The organism is Bacteroides sp. MSK.20.12, assembly GCF_019052435.1.
GTDB lineage: Bacteria > Bacteroidota > Bacteroidia > Bacteroidales > Bacteroidaceae > Bacteroides > Bacteroides xylanisolvens.
The window spans coordinates 1-16,477 of the sequence record NZ_JAHQVH010000018.1 but is presented as its reverse complement, the minus strand read 5'-3'; the positions used below and the strand labels follow the sequence as shown (position 1 = coordinate 16,477).

Sequence of the window (16,477 nt, the reverse complement as noted above, 5' to 3'; positions counted from 1 at the left end):
TTACTGATTAACTTAATATGGATTATATAATATAAAGTCTTTGTAGGATAGGCTGCTGGCTTATAAATCTTAATCTGTAGTTTTACCTGTATTTCTTTGCAAACTCCACGGATACCGAATTACTAAAACTTCTGCAAACCTCGGCTGCGAAGTCTTTTCCGCATTGGATTATTTTATCCCATATTTCTTCATTCAAGTTATTTAAATCGCGGTATCGAACATCATATTTGAGTAATCCATAAATGAGTCCTGCATTAAAATTGTCGCCGGCTCCAATGGTGCTGACTGCCTGTAATGGTGCTACCGGATAATCTTTGTTGACCAGATTGGTGCGCAACGCTACCTTTTCTCCACCTGCAGTACAGATGAAGCGTGGGCAATAGAACTTGATTTTATCCTTGTATATCTTGTCTATATCCTGCATGTTGTACATATAGAGGAAATCCTCTAATGAACCGCGTACGATATCTGCATATTCAAGATTCTCAATAATGGTTGGAGCCAGTTTCATGGCTTCGTTTTTATGAGAAGAGCGGAAATTCGGGTCGTAATAGATGATGGCTTTCTTTTCCCGTGCCTGATCGAGTAATTCGAGAACCTTTTCCCGCAGTACCGGATTCAATGCATAATACGAACCGACCATCACAATGTCATCTTCCTCTAATTTAGGGAATAGGACGTCCAAGCGTTGTTTGGGATAATCCTTGTAAAATATATATTCTGCATCGCTTTGCTCGTTGAGAAAAGCCAGAGATACCGGTGATTTTCCGTCCGGGAATACGTTGACATGATCCGTTGGGATATTATTCTCACGCATGAATTGCAGGATAATATTGCCTACACGGTCATTCCCGGTTTCACTGATGAAGCCGACGTTTATTCCCATTCGTCCCAATGAGACGATGCCGTTGAATACAGAGCCTCCCGGTACGGCTGCGGAAGGCTGGTCACCTCGAAAGATGATATCGAGGATTGTCTCTCCGATACCGATTACTTTTCGCATAGTGATCTTGATTTTTCTCCCAGATAACCACCATGATGGCGTTTTGAATATTCGGCGATCGTAAATCCGGTTTCTTTCATGGTTTGTACCACTAATATATCTCCGATCACTGTCATGGCAGTGGTAGAGGTAGTAGGAGTCATGCCTAACACACAGACTTCAGCCGGCTTACCGGTACTAAGACAAACATCCGACTCTTTTGCCAACGGACTGTCCGGATTGCCGGTAATAACAATAAACTTCAAATCCGGATCCAGATTATGAGCCAGACGGGTTAATTCCACAATCTCCCGTGTCTTGCCCGAGTTGGAGATCAACAGGAGTAAATCATTCTTTTGTAAAATACCCAAATCCCCGTGTTGTGCTTCGCTGGGGTGCAGAAAGACAGATGGAATACCGGTGGAACAAAAAGTTGTAGCAATGTTCATGGCAATCTGTCCGGCTTTTCCCATACCGGAAGTTACCAGTTTTCCCTTTTTCTGATGTATTTGTTCTACAATCAGTTTCACTGCTTTTTCATAAGCGTCTGTTACAGGGATGTTGAGCACAGCTTGTGCTTCCTGTTGCAAAAGTTGTTTGATGGAGTCTATCATATAATCAGTTTATTTTTTCTTTTAATTCGTTCAATGTGTTTGCTACTTCGTAGTAGGTTGAGAATGGTTGTCGTGCAAAACCTTTGTCCTCCAGTGTGTGGAGTGCTTTTAATAGTTCGTCATAGAAACCATATTCGTTGTAGAAGATGACCTTTTTCCGGTGATAACCGATAGAAGCAGCAGCTATTACATGGAAAATCTCATCGAGTGTACCGACGCCTCCGGGTAGTGCGACTAACACCTCCGACTTCTCCGTTATGATGTCTTTGCGGTCACTCAAATTGCGGGTATGAATTTCTTCGTCTAACAGAATGCTTACTTTGCCGTTCTCCTCCAGTTTGGCGGGAACAACTCCGATGACCTTGCCTCCGTTTTCTTTCACGGCGCGGGCTACACATTCCATCAGTCCGAGGCTGGCCCCTCCATATATCAAGGTTTTGCCTTTCTGCCCCATCCATTCTCCTATTTGGCGGGCACTTTCGAAGTACATTTTGTCAATGTTTTCGGAGGCGGAACAGAATATTCCTATCTTTTCCATATACGTTGTTGCTGTTATAGTCCACAAATATCTGCAATTTTCTATAAACAGCAATAAGTTTTATTGTATTTTTGTGGCATTAATTCAATAAGGAAGTATAAAACAATGCAAGGTAACGAATATACATTGCCAAATGGCTTACGTATTATCCATGAACCGACCCTCTCAAAAGTAGCTTATTGTGGTTTTGCGATCGATGCCGGAACGCGCGATGAGGCAGAGAATGAGCAGGGAATGGCCCATTTTGTAGAACACCTGATTTTTAAAGGAACGGAGAAGCGTAAAGCCTGGCATATCCTCAACCGGATGGAGAATGTGGGGGGCGACCTGAATGCTTACACTAATAAGGAAGAAACGGTGGTCTATGCCGCTTTCCTGAAAGAACATCTGGAACGGGCGCTTGAACTGTTGGGGGATATTGTATTTCATTCAACCTTTCCGCAGCATGAGATAGAAAAAGAAACGGAGGTCATTATTGATGAAATCCAGTCGTATGAGGATACTCCGTCGGAACTGATCTTCGATGATTTTGAAGATATGATCTTCCGCAATCATCCATTGGGAAGAAACATTCTTGGTAAACCGGAACTGCTGCGGAGTTTTCGTACGGAAGACGTTCTATCGTTTACCCGCCGGTTTTACCAACCGGGGAATATGGTGTTTTTTGTTCAGGGACAATATGATTTCAAAAGAATCATTCGCCTGGTAGAGAAATACCTCTTGGATATTCCTGATGTAAGAGTAGAGAATCGTCGTACACCTCCGCCTCTTTATGTGCCGGAACATTTGACGGTTCCCAGAGACACACACCAGGCACATGTAATGATTGGTAGCCGTGGCTATAATGCGTATGACGACAAACGCACGGCTCTCTATTTATTGAACAATGTCCTCGGAGGTCCCGGAATGAATAGTAAACTCAATGTGTCCCTTCGTGAGCGTAGAGGACTGGTTTATAATGTAGAATCCAATCTGACCTCTTACACGGATACAGGGGCTTTCTGTATTTATTTCGGGACGGATGTAGATGATATGGATACCTGTTTGAAACTGACCTATAAGGAACTGAAGCGGATGCGTGATGTGAAAATGACTTCCTCCCAGTTGGCAGCAGCGAAAAAGCAGTTGATCGGACAAATTGGAGTGGCATCTGATAACTTTGAGAATAATGCACTGGGAATGGCGAAAACATACCTTCATTATCATAAATATGAATCATCCGAGCTTGTTTTTAAGCGTATTGAAGAGTTAACGGCACAGCAACTACTGGAGGTTGCCAATGAAATGTTTGCAGAAGAGTATTTATCAACGCTGATTTATAAGTAGCTTTTTGATACTGCTACGATATACTGACAATTAATAAACTGTTAATATTAAACTAACCATGAGAAACTTAACACGAAATGTCTGGATTTGCCTGGGTCTGATAATGTTTCCCCTTACAACATTCGGACAGCAGAAGAGCAATTTTACCTATATGCCGGCTCAAGAGCTTTTATTGGTAGGAAAAGCGACTACCGAAGGTGAATATTTCCATCGGGTAGATACAGCAAAGTATTGTACGATGCCTCCTGCAGTAAAGAAGCTATTCACCAACTCTGCGGGTTTGGCTATTTCCTTCACAACGAACAGTCCGGTGATAAAAGCTAAATGGACTGTTCCTGACAATTACCAATTGCCAAACTTGACCAGACTAGCCCAGAAAGGCTTGGATTTGTATATCAAACGGGATGGGAAATGGCAATTTGCCGGAGTAGGGATGCCGGGTGGTGTGACTACGGAAAGAGTGATTGTCGATAATATGGGAACCGAAGAGAAAGAATGTTTGTTATATCTGCCTTTATACGATGAGTTGAAGAGTCTGGAGATAGGTGTTTCTTCTGATGCTCACATACATAAAGGAGAAAATCCGTTCAAAGAGAAAATAGTAGTCTACGGATCCAGTATTTTGCAGGGAGCTTCTGCCAGCCGTCCGGGCATGGCCTATCCGGCCCGCTTATCCCGTAGCAGTGGATATAATTTCATAAATTTGGGGTTGAGTGGCAATGGAAAAATGGAGAAAGAAGTTGCCGGGATGTTAGCGGATATTGATGCAGACGCTTTTATCTTGGATTGTATTCCTAATCCTTCTCCCAAAGAGATTACCGAACGGGCTGTTGACTTTGTAATGACCTTGCGGGAAAAACATCCGGATACACCTATTATTATCATACAGACATTGATACGCGAAACGGGAAACTTTAATCAGAAAGCCCGTGAGAATGTAAAGCAACAGAATGAGGCTATCGCTGAACAAGTAGAAGTACTGCGTAAAAAAGGCGTAAAGAACCTGTATTTCATTAAAGAAGACCGTTTCTTGGGAACAGATCACGAGGGAACCATCGACGGAACTCATCCGAACGATTTGGGATTCGACCGGATGCTAAAGAAGTATAAACCTGCTATCAGCAAGATTCTGAAAATTAAGTTTAGAGACTAATAACGGAAAGAAATAAGAAGAAATAAAGGTCAATTCATGGGGGTGAATTGACCTTTTTTTTGCAAATGTGTTAAGTTGTTCCTGAAAACAAGAAGCTCGCTACTTCTTTAATAAATAAGATGTTTCGAATGACTTATAGAGAAGATTGTTCCAGATCTCTCAATCCTTTTTCCTCCAAATAATGAATAAGTTCTTGTGGACGGTCTGTTTGTATCATTGTTGCTTTATGCTTTAACATCCAGCCCCAATGTTTATCTTTACTTTCCAATAGAGCATTTTCATCATCATGTCCGCCACATAGACTATCCCATAAAGTATTCATCCATATCCGACTACCTGATTTAGCGATTTCATCTATTATTTTTAGATTCGGATTTGCATCATCTTTGAAGCATAATTCGTAAGCAATTGGGGTAAAGTTTTTGATAAAAGTTTGTATAGTGGCAACTGCTTCTTTATCCCATAAATTAACGATAGGCATATAAAGCATGCTTTCATTGGAGCCATACTCTTTTTTCACTTTCTCTACAGGATAGTATCCTTTGATGATGACCTGTTTCTCCATTCCACATTCCTGGATGATAGGCATAATTTCTTTTATGTAAGTACCTCCTTTGTCTATATTGACAAGAATACGGCCTTTACAGACATTTAATGCTTCTTTCAGTGTGGGGATTGGTTGGCGGGTCTTGATTCCGTTGCCGCTGCGTAGGACGAACTTTTTCAGTTCCTCGGTCGTATAATCTTTTATCGGTCCCTTTCCCGTAGAAGTACGGTCGAGAGTTTCGTCGTGCATACAAATAAAGTTGCCATCTTTAGTCGGTTGTATGTCAAGTTCTATCATATCAACTTTCATTGCAATTGCTTTTTCGATACTTTGCAGGGAGTTTTCCGGCGCATTGCGCCAGTCTCCTCTATGAGCGATAACAAAGATATACTTCGATTCATTATCATGTAGATTTTTCAAAAGTTTATCAGTCCTTGTTTGTGCGCTGATGGAAAATGCGGTTAGCAGAATAGGTAGTAAGAAAAAAAGTTTTTTCGTCATAACTTAATAGAATTCATTAATGATGGTAAAAGTCACCCGGGGCATCGCCCCGGGTGCTCGCTATTATTTGACAGTAATGCGGCGAATCAGGTAATTGACGGCGCCTGCCACATACATTGTTTTGCAGTCCTCCGTAATTATGATTTCATACGGTTGGTTGAAGGTAGCCTTCAGTCCTTTTCCGTCGGAGAAACCTGCTTTCCCAGAACCAGCGATGGTTTCCAGCGTTCCTTTCGAGTAGTCTCCATTTGCGTCAGGAGTTAGTTTGCGGATGCAGTTGTACGTGTTATCCGAAAGATACAGGCATCCATCTGAACCGGCAGCTACCCCGAAAGTAGCACCCACTTTTGCACTAAGCGGATTACCGGGTTCTCCGTCATAATACTCTTGTCCTTTTACTCCGTCTCCTGCAATTGTTTTTTGCGTGCCATCTGGACTGATTTGAATCAACACATACCCATTAGAAGTACCAACAATCATATTCTTGTTTTTGTCGAACACAATATAGTTGGGAGATACGTTAAGAGTGGCGAAAGTTGTTTTTGTACCTGAAGGTGTGAATTTATAAATCGCCTTATTGTCGCGTGCCGATACATATATGTTATCTTCATCATCGAATGTAACATTCATTGGACTCTTCATTTCGGATGCTATGGTTGAAACAGACATACTGCCGGTTTCTATTTTCCGTAACATTCCTTTTCCTTTGTCGATGAAATAATAGTTTCCTTTCGAATCGAATCCACCTTGCCAGATAGCACTGCTACCGTCTACTGCCACATCGAGGAGTGAAGTGACCAGGAAGTCCGGAGAGATACGTCGTATATAGTTGTATCCTCGTTCTGTAAACCATAAACTGCCATCCGGAGCAAAAGCGATACCAGTGGGAAGCTTGGTTGTGGCTTCCGTACCGACTCCGTCTGTCATTTCGAATACTCCCTTCTGTCCAACGATTGTTTGAACGATATATTCCTGATCGGGTGTTTTCAGATAATTGAGCTCGAGGCCTGTCAATTCACCCGAGGGGGATTTGACGCGGATGGAATATTTTCCCGGAGCCATTTCAGGTAATATTATTTTCAGTTCGTCCTTGAAGGCTTCTATAACGGTTGCCTGCTGGTCGTTGATGAAAACAGCATTTTCTTCCGGCACCGTGCTGAAATTACGTCCCAGTATTGTAGCTATTTCACCGGAATAAACATTGGTGGGTTTCACGAGGACCAGCCTAAGCTCTGTCACTGACGCTTTGTAGTCATTATCATTGCAGGCTACAAACAATGATAAGAGTGGGCAGGCGAGCAGTAGTATGTATATCTTTCTCATAGTCTTTTATTTATTTACTGTTATGGTACGAATCAAATGGTTTTGCTCATCAGCGATATATACTTTATCCGAAACCAGTACGCTTGCAGGGCAATTGAATGTAGCTGTCAGGGCAGAACCATCAATTTTACCTTTCGTTCCCGGAATACCGGCTATTGTTTTTAATGTTCCTTTCGTATAGTCGCCTTCTGCATCCGGTGTTAGCGTACGTATGGTATGCATTGTATAATCGGTGATATAAAGTACCTCATCCGGGCCGAATGCAATGCCGAATGTTGCCCCCATGGTTGCTTTTGACAGGTCGTTCTGTTCACCATCAGAATAAGTCGCGGCAGTGGGTACTACGCCAGTTCCGAATACAGTTTTTAGTGTACCGTCCGTATCGAACATATGCAGCTGATAAGTACCGCCGGTACCTACAAAAATTCTTCCCTTCTTATCTACCGCCATACAATTGGGACCGGCTTTGAGTGAAGACATATCGTAGTTAGTTACAGTACTGCCGGATGTTATTTTCTTTACTGCCTTATTATCGCGGTCCGCGATATACATATTACCGTTACTATCAAAAGTGACGCTCATCGGACTTTTAAAGGTTGTTTCGGTGGAGAACACAGAGCAAGTGCCTTCCTGTGTAATCTTAATAATATTATTCAAAGCTTTATTGGCTACATAATATATACCCGAGAGATCGAAACCACCTTGCCAGGGAGCATTAAATGTAACGGTGCCACTTTGGGCAACAGTTGAAACATTATATTCCTGATCCATTTTTCTGATGACGTTATTTCCTCTTTCGGCAATCCATATGTCACCATTGGGTGCGAGAGCTAGTCCCTGCGGGAATTTGAAAGAGGCAGCCGTTCCCTTACCGTCAGTAGAGGTAGTTGCGGAGTTACCTGCTACTGTTGCAACTGTGTAAGATAAATCTTCGTAGGTGAAACTTAGATTCTCTACCGTTTTATCTGCGACAGTAACTTTGACTGGATAGGTACCGGAAGGATTCTCCGGAGCAATAATGGTTAGCGTTGTTGCGGTTACAACTTTTACGGTTGCCTGCTTTCCGTTTATGGAAACCATGTTCTCTTCGACCGTTGTTCCAAATCCTTCTCCTGAAATCACCACTTCCTCTCCGGCTTTTCCACGTGCGGGGGTTAGAGAAGAGGTCGTTAATGTCACTGTGTGAAGGTAAGTAAACAGGGGGCTTTCAGCTTCTTTAGTACCAATTCTCACACGGATAGGGTAACTGCCTTCCTCGGTGTCGGGAATGATAATTTTGAGTTGGCTGGAAGTCGCCTCTTTAACTTCAGCAGTCACTCCGTTGATTGTCACCTGATTTTCTGATACCACTGTGCTGAAACACTGACCGATCAGTGTCACTAAATCTCCTGCATAGGCAGAGGAGGGCATAACCTGTAATACAGCAAGTTCAGGTGGAGCTTGAGGTGTTGCATAAGTAAATTTGAGTCCTTCTACAACTTCCCCTTTCACACTAACTTTGATTGAATAAGTACCTTCCGGATTATTGGGAAGAGCAATCACTAAACGATTCTGGGTTGCATCGATAATTTCCGCTTGTACTCCGTTAATAAATACCTCATTATCAATTGCTGTTTCAGAAAAATGAACTCCTGAAATAATTGCGGTACCTCCTGTCGATCCAGCTTTCGGAATAATGGAAATGAGTTTCGGAGGAAATTGTCGGGAATCGGATTCGTCCGATTCCGAACATCCACAGAACAAGTTGCAACAAAATAGGATAGATAAAATAAATATTGAGTTCTTCATACTTTCTGCTTTTTAAGGTTCATTGACTGTTACCATCCACGTATTTACGACAGGTCGCTCCTGTCCATCAGAAGGCCGGTTCCGTATTTGGAATATATCCGCTATCGGATGTCGTATAAGCATTTGGGTAGAACCGCCACCATCCAGGTTCACAGCCCATGAGCATCCTAATGCTTTCATTATTGAACCCATTTCCGGATAAGTAAGTCCGTATGAGTAGAACTCTACACGTCCGTCAGCCACCATGAAGTAGACATGACCATCATCTGAATATCCAAGACAAGTACGCGGATCGATACCTGGATAAGTCGCGCCGGATATTTCTCCATCCCGTAGCACGATAACTCCGCTCCCGGTCACTTCTTTGAGGTTGTACTGCATACCACGATACTCCACAGAGTCGGCAATTACCATTTTGTTGTCTTTCGTCAGCGCGATAAAACTCAAAGCTTGTTGGGGAAGTGTTTCTTTAAAGATGAATGAGTTTTTTAAGATCACTCCATTGCGATGAATGGGCCCCCTGATATCCATTGTACTGACATCCCAAAAATCAGCATTAATCATGGCAGCTACCCGGTGCCACGGACGGTCGGCGTAATCTGCCATTTCTGTTAGTGTCTGCCGCTGGAAGTTGTTGCGTACATCCGCATCATACGGCATACCTACTTCTAATGAAACCCCTGGTTCATTCAAATCAATGTCGATTATAAATATATGAGTAGAGCGGCTGTCTGCCTTTTGAAAGTGGACATCTGTTTCCGTAACTCCCAATGCAACAACAAAGCTGGTATCGGTATATACACGTGCCACTGTTTCACTACCCGCTAATAGTTTTTGACCGATTTTTGTTTGCGGGGTATAATGTACGTCTTCAATTGTATCGTTTGAGCAACTTAAGAAAGCCACTGGTAATACAAATGACAGAATCTGCATGTATTTTAATAAGTTCATCATTTTCATTGTTTTAGTTAGCCCAATATGAATTTTGATTTAAAAGTTTATTGAGAGACCTTTCTTTGGCAGGAATAGGTAATTTGTTATACTTGCGCTCAAAGCCGAGATCACTTTCCAGGCGGTTGAGGCGGACAAGGTCGAACCAACGGAAACCTTCTGCCAGTAGTTCCGTATGTCTCTCATTGAGAATTGCATCTATGAAGTCTTCTTCAGTGGCAGGGTGTACAGAAGGAAGACCACGAAAGTTCCGAAGCTCATTCAAACGGGTAAGCCCTTTGGAAAGTCCTTGTGCTTCAGCACTGATCAGGTACATTTCCCCCAAACGGGTAATAATGATCGGATCGGTAGTCACCTCTCCACCGGGATATTTATTAATGACTTCATTTGTTTCCTGCATATCAATTGATATGGCGGTTCGTTTATCATCCGGTTCGAACATATTCATCACTTTTGTCGTCGGCGCATATGTATAGCTACCTCCATTGGCAGAAGCACGTGAATAGAGGGAAGCACTCAAGTTTACGCTTGATTCATTGAGCAGATTGACAAATGAGAATATTTCTTCTCGGTTTGCTTTTCCACGGAAGATCTGGTCGAAGTCGGCAAGTGAGAAATTGGCATCACCTATCACTTCTTCAGCAAGTTTGGCAGCTTCAGTCATTTTGCCTTGTGCAAGTTTGGTTCTTGCCATTAAAGCCTTTGCCGCTTGTTTTGAGACGTAATACTTGTCGGAAAAAGTAGGAGCATAATCTATTGCTACCTGAAAATTCTTTTCTACAAAACTCCATCCTTCTGTTTCGGTAGATGCTGCGATGTCTCCCGAGAAAGGAGCTTCGAGAATGGGAACTTCTCCATAGCGGGTAACCAGGTGATAATAAATCAGACCACGGAAGAAACTGGCTACTCCCAGTATCTCGTTTCGTGACTGGCTGGCTGCTAATCTGTCAACTGCGACAATCAGTGAATTTACTTGGTAGAGAGCAGTATAAAATCCATCCCACGGTCCGCTGACGAAACCGCTTTCAGGGGTAACCAGGTCTTTTACCAATAATACCGGATCTTTCAGTCCTGTCGCTCCGCCGCGGACAAGATCTCCGCCGACAATGTCTTGTGTAAGATAACCATTGACTGTTGGTTTGTTTTGTATATAAAAGTAGAGTCCGGTAAGCAGTAATTGAGCATCCTCCTCGGTGAGGTTATCACTGGATACGGCATTATGCGGATATTGGTCCATTTCGTTGCAACTAGTGGCAAACACCAATAATACTGTTAATAACGATATAATAAAATTCTTCATATCTGTTAGAATTTAAGATTGACACCTATTGTAAACGTACGCGGTTGGGATGGGTAGAGATAATCATATCCCATATTGGTTGCAGAGAGGCTTACATTTACTTCCGGATCCAGATACGGCCACTTCGTTAATATGAAGAGGTTATCTGCCTGGAAATATATGCGTAGATTATCGATATGTATCCGGTTAATCCAACTTTTTGGGAGGGTATATCCAATAGAAGCTGTACGGCAACGGATATAAGATGCATCGTGTAACATTCGGGTATTGACAAACTTGGTTGAGTTCCACGTATAACCATAAATGGCACGCGGATTTTCGTTAGTACTGCCTGGTCCCGTCCAACGGGATTCTGCAGATGATTTCAGTATCGGCCATGTACCGTTACCCATTCGTAAACCTCCGGTCCACAGTTCATAGAGCTTGTTGCCTGACGAAAATGTAAAGAACAGGCTCAAGTCAACGCCTTTGTACTTGAATGTGTTATTGAAACCACCGGTGAACTTTGGATTAGCCGAGCCGACAAACTGTTTGTCGTTTTCGTCTATGACATCGTTACCATCCACATCTTCGTAAATACAGTCTCCTGCTCTTACGCCCTGATCGTAAATCTTGGCAGGAATTTCATCATCCGACTGGTAAATACCTTTCCACTTAATCATATAGAAGGACCCTATCGGTTCGCCGACTTTAAGGGCGTGCATCGAGCTGGTTGTCAATATCTCATTATTGTCGAGAAGCGCAGTCAGTTTATTTCTGATAAAGGAGATATTGAAATCTGAATGCCATGAGAATGAACCTTTGCTAAGGTTGGCTCCTAAGGTAAATTCGAGTCCTTTATTACGCATTGATCCGATATTACATACCTGGCTGGTATAACCCGATGTAGCAGGAGTTGGCTTTTGGTAAAGCAAGTCCTTGGTATCTTTGATAAATGCATCTGCTGTGAATGTGATCGCACCTCTGAAAAAAGAAAGGTCTACTCCGACGTCAGCTTGTTGGGCTTTTTCCCATTTAAGATCGCGGTTGCCTGCAGTAGTCAGTCCTAAACCGTTCTCACCGTTATAGTTGTACCCTCCACCGGCTAATGCTTGATAAGCATAAGAGCCGATACCTCCCTGATTACCGGTGCAACCCCAGCTTGCGCGGAACTTTACATCGGTTTGTGGATATTTCCACCAAGATTCTTCTCCCAAATTCCAACCGGCGCTGACAGACGGGAAATATCCGTAGCGATTGCTGGATATGAATTTGGAAGAACCGTCAGCACGCATGGTTCCCGTTAGTAAATAGCGGTTCTTGTAGTTCAGACTTAAACGGCCGAAGAATGATTGGAGCAGGAATGAAGAAAGTCCTGTACTTATATCCGAGTATTCGGCAGCAACAGAGTTGACGTCAAAAGAAGGAGAGGGGAATCCGATACCCGTTTGTGCGGCTGAGGAAGTTACATCCTTTTGTATAGAATGCCCCAGCATGACGTCCAGAGAGAAATCTTCTTCAAAGGAGTGTTTATAAGTGAGCACGTTTTCCCATAAAGTACTCGCATAAGATTTTCGTCCGTCAATAAGCTTTCCTACTTTATTGCCATAGGGGTGATCGGCTGTGTAATAAATGTGTTCTTCCGTATAGTTGAAATCCTCTCCGAGTGTAGTTTTGAAGTTCAAGTCTTTCGTTATGTTAAACAGCATATAGAGTGAACCGAGGGCACGGTAATTATCGATATATACATCTTCTTCGTTAAGAGCCTGTATCGGGTTATGGTTGGCCAATTCCTGTCCTCCGACAGCATATTCTCCGTCGGGACGATAAGGGGAATCCCATGGACGTTGTTCGATGGCGCGGGTAATGACACTGGTTCCTATATTATAGCCGGTGGGAACGCGGTTATTACGCGAGTAACTTAAATTCAGGGCGGTTCCTACCTTGAGCCACTTTTTGATTTCCGTGTCCAGATTAACCTTCAAATTGTAACGTTTGAGCTGATTGTTGATAATTACACCTTCGTTGTGTTTGTAATTGGCGGACAAGTAATAATTCGTTTTATCTGTTCCGCCTGACACAGACGCGGTAGTCGTGTAGGTAACAGCCGTACGAAGTACCAGATCGAGCCAGTTTGTCTGTGCTTTTCCCGGTGCAGGGTTATCAATACGTGCCTGCGTACTGTTGGTTTGCAGATTATAGTTGTCGATAGCTTCGTTCAGAACTTCCAGAAACAGATCAGTGTCGGTCATATCCAGTTTGTCTGTTCTGGTCAGGTTGGAGAAACTAACATTCGTGTCAATGTTTACTTTGGCCTGTCCCTTGCTTCCTTTTTTAGTTGTTATCAGGATAACACCATTTGTTGCACGTGAGCCATAAATAGCAGCGGAAGCTGCATCCTTCAAAATCTGTATAGATTCTACGTCGGAGGGATTGAAATCATTCAGACCGTTCATTGATTGTGCTCCCCAAGCACCAGTATCTCCTGACGTATTGTTGATAGGTACTCCGTCAATTACATATAGTGGTTCGTTACCTGCGGTAATTGAACCGATTCCACGGATACTGACCCGATTTTTACTTCCCGGTACACCGGATGCTGACGTTATATTCACTCCGGATACGCGTCCCTGCAACAGTTCGTCAACACCTAATACCTGGCGGACATTGACTTCTCCCGGTTTATAAGTTCCAATGGAAGAGGTAACATCCCGCTTGGTTTTGGAGCCATATCCGATGACGATAACTTCATCCATGACGTGTGCATCTTCTTCCAGCGCTATGTTGATTGTTGGTGAAGCACCGATGCGGATAGATTTCTTTTTGTATCCGATGTAGGATATTTCCAACGGCTTGGATAGGTCTGCTGTGACGGTGAAATTTCCTTCAACATCTGTAATTGTTCCGATGCCACCTTCCTGTATTACATTGGCTCCGATAATCGGTTCGCCTTTTCCATCTGTCACAGTACCTTTGATGGTTTTCTTTTCGTTTTTTTTCTGTTGTTGCACTTCTTGCTTCACTAATACTATGGTATTGTTATTAAGCGAATAAGAAACATTTAATGGAGTGAATACTTGTGACAGTACTTGATCAAGAGGCTTATTTTTACAGTTGACGGTCACTTTCGATTGGTCGTTGAGGACATTGTTCCGATAAACGAATGTATACCGGGTTTGTTTCTCGATCTCCTTTATGAATGTTTTCACCGTACCATTATTGATGTTTACCGACACATTTCCTTTTTGTGCCAATGCTTCTGTTGTGGATAGTAAAATCATTCCAGTGAGCAAAATGGTAAAGTTTCTAAAAATAAGGAGATTATGTCTCCTCTTTTTAAAGGAAAAAATTAACTTTGTGTAATTCATAGTTGATACTATTTTTTCATGTTTTAATGGATTAATTTTATCGACTTTCATACAACCAAAGGATTGGGCGATTCTTTGGTTGTTTTTCTTTAAATAGCTTATATTATATCTTTCATAGGCTCCTTTCTTTTGAGGTTAATAAATAATGATTTTATCTTTATGTATCTCATATTTGAATTTATACTGAAGGCTCAATGAATGGATAACATTCTGTATATTTTCATGGCGGAAAGAACCGGACAGTAAATCTTGTGCAATCTGTGGATATTTTAGTTCTATTTCTACTCCATACCACCGTTCTATTTGCTCTATAACATCAATTAAAGGCTCGGAGTCGAAAATTAGATAATCATTACACCAGCCTGTTTCTACATGCACATCAGCTTTTGTAATTTTGAGGGCTTTGTCTACACTGGAGTAGGTTGCTTTTTCACCGGGAGTAAGCGTATATTCGTGCGGGAGAGAGCCGCCGGATATTTTAATTTTTCCGGTAAGCAGAGAGGTTTCGATAACATCTTTCTTATATGTATTCACATTGAAAGAAGTTCCCAATACTTCGATCTGGAAGTCATTTACCATGACTCTGAAAGGACAGTCCGGGCTTTTGGCTACATCGAAGAAAGCTTCTCCTGATAGATGTACGAGTCGTTGTTCTGTATCATTGACGTCATATCTGATGGTAGTGGCACCATTCAGTTGCACTTTTGTTCCGTCCGGCAATATGATCTCTGATTTGCTGCCGGGTTTTACATTGGCAGTTATCATTTGTTGCGAACTTGGAGTATCGAATAAGGAATATATGCCGAAGGAAGAGGTGACGAGTAGAGCGATGACAGCGGCATATTTCGCAAATTGATACCAGCGTCTTCTCCAGATGATTTGATGAAGTTCCTTACGTATCTGCTTTTTCATCATGGGGGGCATCCCGATTTCCGGTGCAGAATCTTTTTCCATGTTTATCATGGTATTCCAAAGTTCTTCATCCGGTATGTGGTCAAGTTCTTTTTTGAACTCTCTCAAGTCAGAAGAAGGTAGTCCCTTCTCCATATATCGGCGGTATAAATCTTTAAAATGTGTAGCCATATTATAGGTGTTTCTATTGGTTATACGTGAATGGAATAAGAGAGTACTATGATTTCTTTGTGTTTTATAACATAAAAATCAGATAGAGATCTTTTTTGTGGGAGAAGATATTATTGCCTTCCCCTTGTGATGTGTTGCAGTGACGATATTATAAGAAGAAAATAAAGAGAATATTATATTTCATTATTTCGCTGCGAAGGATCTTCAGAGCGGAAGTCAGATAGTTCTTTACTGTTTGCTCGGAAAGCTCCAGTTGCTCGGCAATCTGTTTGACTGGAATATGTTTTTCTCTGCTTAGTTCATAAATCTCTCGTTCCCGTTGTGACAGAATATTCTTTGATTTCTTCAGTTGTTGCAGGAATTCATCATACAATAATAGGTCTTCTGGAGATACATCGCTCTCTTGGTTCTCGCAATACTCCATAAAGTCTTCGAATTGTAGTTCGTTGACTTGTTTGCGGAAATAATCGATTACCTGATGTTTGGCAATAGTGAAAATAAAGGCTTGCAGGTTGCCAAAGCTATTCAGTTGGCTACGGTTGTCCCATAGGCGTAAAAAGGTATCCTGAACAATATCTTGTGCCAGGGAACGATTTTTTAGTTGTTTAAGAACAAAGCTGTAAAGTCGGTCGGCGTAGGCTTCATAAATCTGGGTAAAAGCCTGGTAAGAGCCGTTGCGTAGTTCTTTTATGCACTGTATTTCGTCTATTTTCATCCTTTCTGTAATAGAAGTAGGTCAGGCAAATGTACTGAAATAATTTAGAAATAAACAAATCTATGTGAATAAATAAAGAGAAACCGATGTCCGGTAGTTGGCAGATGAATTTTATTTTGCAATCATATTACAATCATATATTGAGCTTTATTGTACCGTCTCTTGCTTTCCGCTAATTAATTTTGTATCTTTACTGTTTTTTACCCTTGCAAAGACAAGTGGTCATCTTATGCAGTGATAAATATCACTTTATACAGGGCAGACGCATTAAAAATTATTGTTCTGTAAAAGTTGTGACAAATATTTTTC

The 16,477-nt window shown here is 42.0% G+C and carries 13 protein-coding genes; 2 read left to right on the top strand and 11 right to left on the bottom strand.

From position 1 onward, the window contains the following. Positions 1-82 precede the first annotated feature (82 nt). Genes KTR06_RS11270 through KTR06_RS11260 form a run of 3 tightly spaced genes read right to left on the bottom strand, consistent with a single transcriptional unit; the run spans position 83 to position 2,134 of the window. Positions 83-1,003 carry a carbohydrate kinase gene (locus KTR06_RS11270; protein ID WP_055235642.1) on the bottom strand — a complete coding sequence of 307 codons (921 nt, stop codon included), beginning with the start codon at positions 1,001-1,003 and terminating at the stop codon, positions 83-85. Next, positions 991-1,596 carry an SIS domain-containing protein gene (locus KTR06_RS11265; RefSeq protein WP_004298060.1) on the bottom strand — a complete coding sequence of 202 codons (606 nt, stop codon included), beginning with the start codon at positions 1,594-1,596 and terminating at the stop codon, positions 991-993. The genes KTR06_RS11270 and KTR06_RS11265 overlap by 13 nt, the downstream gene beginning before the upstream one ends. Positions 1,597-1,600: 4 nt before the next feature. Beyond that, positions 1,601-2,134, bottom strand: coding sequence for a TIGR00730 family Rossman fold protein (locus tag KTR06_RS11260; RefSeq protein ID WP_008023845.1), 534 nt, complete (start codon positions 2,132-2,134; stop codon positions 1,601-1,603). Positions 2,135-2,239: 105 nt separating this feature from the next. Between KTR06_RS11260 and KTR06_RS11255 the strand changes: the two genes are divergently transcribed. Continuing rightward, entirely contained in the window at positions 2,240-3,460 is a 1,221-nt protein-coding gene (locus KTR06_RS11255) for a pitrilysin family protein (RefSeq protein WP_055235644.1), read from the top strand. A 58-nt stretch (positions 3,461-3,518) separates the two neighbouring features. Beyond that, positions 3,519-4,613 (top strand): SGNH/GDSL hydrolase family protein, encoded by a 1,095-nt coding sequence (locus KTR06_RS11250; RefSeq protein WP_055235645.1) that lies wholly within the window; start codon positions 3,519-3,521, stop codon positions 4,611-4,613. A 133-nt stretch (positions 4,614-4,746) separates the two neighbouring features. Here the strand turns inward: KTR06_RS11250 and KTR06_RS11245 are convergent, their stop codons facing one another. The 8 genes from KTR06_RS11245 to KTR06_RS11210 form a co-directional block, all read right to left on the bottom strand. Continuing rightward, a complete protein-coding gene (locus tag KTR06_RS11245) occupies positions 4,747-5,661 on the bottom strand; it encodes a glycerophosphodiester phosphodiesterase family protein (RefSeq protein ID WP_008023849.1) in 915 nt (304 codons plus the stop codon). 63 nt (positions 5,662-5,724) lie between these two features. Continuing rightward, positions 5,725-6,984, bottom strand: coding sequence for an IPT/TIG domain-containing protein (locus KTR06_RS11240; RefSeq protein WP_004313817.1), 1,260 nt, complete (start codon positions 6,982-6,984; stop codon positions 5,725-5,727). A 6-nt stretch (positions 6,985-6,990) separates the two neighbouring features. Beyond that, on the bottom strand, positions 6,991-8,772 hold the full coding sequence (locus tag KTR06_RS11235; protein WP_120067665.1) for an IPT/TIG domain-containing protein: 1,782 nt from the start codon (positions 8,770-8,772) through the stop codon (positions 6,991-6,993). Between the two features lie 12 nt (positions 8,773-8,784). Beyond that, positions 8,785-9,726, bottom strand: a complete 942-nt coding sequence (locus KTR06_RS11230) for a phosphodiester glycosidase family protein (protein WP_225473428.1) — start codon at positions 9,724-9,726, stop codon at positions 8,785-8,787. 10 nt (positions 9,727-9,736) lie between these two features. Then, positions 9,737-11,023 (bottom strand): RagB/SusD family nutrient uptake outer membrane protein, encoded by a 1,287-nt coding sequence (locus KTR06_RS11225; protein ID WP_136013345.1) that lies wholly within the window; start codon positions 11,021-11,023, stop codon positions 9,737-9,739. Between the two features lie 5 nt (positions 11,024-11,028). After that, complete coding sequence (locus KTR06_RS11220; RefSeq protein ID WP_009040956.1) at positions 11,029-14,283, bottom strand: TonB-dependent receptor; 3,255 nt, start codon at positions 14,281-14,283, stop codon at positions 11,029-11,031. Between the two features lie 222 nt (positions 14,284-14,505). Beyond that, positions 14,506-15,453 (bottom strand): FecR family protein, encoded by a 948-nt coding sequence (locus KTR06_RS11215; RefSeq protein ID WP_008023857.1) that lies wholly within the window; start codon positions 15,451-15,453, stop codon positions 14,506-14,508. Positions 15,454-15,601: 148 nt separating this feature from the next. After that, positions 15,602-16,168: an RNA polymerase sigma factor gene (locus tag KTR06_RS11210; RefSeq protein ID WP_008023858.1), complete on the bottom strand. Its 567-nt coding sequence runs from the start codon at positions 16,166-16,168 to the stop codon at positions 15,602-15,604. Between the last annotated feature and the right edge of the window lie 309 nt (positions 16,169-16,477).

Coding starts and splice junctions, on each gene's coding strand:
- KTR06_RS11270 (WP_055235642.1), bottom strand. CDS start 1,003: ATGCGAAAAGTAATCGGTATCGGAGAGACAATCCTCGATATCATCTTT.
- KTR06_RS11265 (WP_004298060.1), bottom strand. CDS start 1,596: ATGATAGACTCCATCAAACAACTTTTGCAACAGGAAGCACAAGCTGTG.
- KTR06_RS11260 (WP_008023845.1), bottom strand. CDS start 2,134: ATGGAAAAGATAGGAATATTCTGTTCCGCCTCCGAAAACATTGACAAA.
- KTR06_RS11255 (WP_055235644.1), top strand. CDS start 2,240: ATGCAAGGTAACGAATATACATTGCCAAATGGCTTACGTATTATCCAT.
- KTR06_RS11250 (WP_055235645.1), top strand. CDS start 3,519: ATGAGAAACTTAACACGAAATGTCTGGATTTGCCTGGGTCTGATAATG.
- KTR06_RS11245 (WP_008023849.1), bottom strand. CDS start 5,661: ATGACGAAAAAACTTTTTTTCTTACTACCTATTCTGCTAACCGCATTT.
- KTR06_RS11240 (WP_004313817.1), bottom strand. CDS start 6,984: ATGAGAAAGATATACATACTACTGCTCGCCTGCCCACTCTTATCATTG.
- KTR06_RS11235 (WP_120067665.1), bottom strand. CDS start 8,772: ATGAAGAACTCAATATTTATTTTATCTATCCTATTTTGTTGCAACTTG.
- KTR06_RS11230 (WP_225473428.1), bottom strand. CDS start 9,726: ATGATGAACTTATTAAAATACATGCAGATTCTGTCATTTGTATTACCA.
- KTR06_RS11225 (WP_136013345.1), bottom strand. CDS start 11,023: ATGAAGAATTTTATTATATCGTTATTAACAGTATTATTGGTGTTTGCC.
- KTR06_RS11220 (WP_009040956.1), bottom strand. CDS start 14,283: ATGATTTTACTATCCACAACAGAAGCATTGGCACAAAAAGGAAATGTG.
- KTR06_RS11215 (WP_008023857.1), bottom strand. CDS start 15,453: ATGGCTACACATTTTAAAGATTTATACCGCCGATATATGGAGAAGGGA.
- KTR06_RS11210 (WP_008023858.1), bottom strand. CDS start 16,168: ATGAAAATAGACGAAATACAGTGCATAAAAGAACTACGCAACGGCTCT.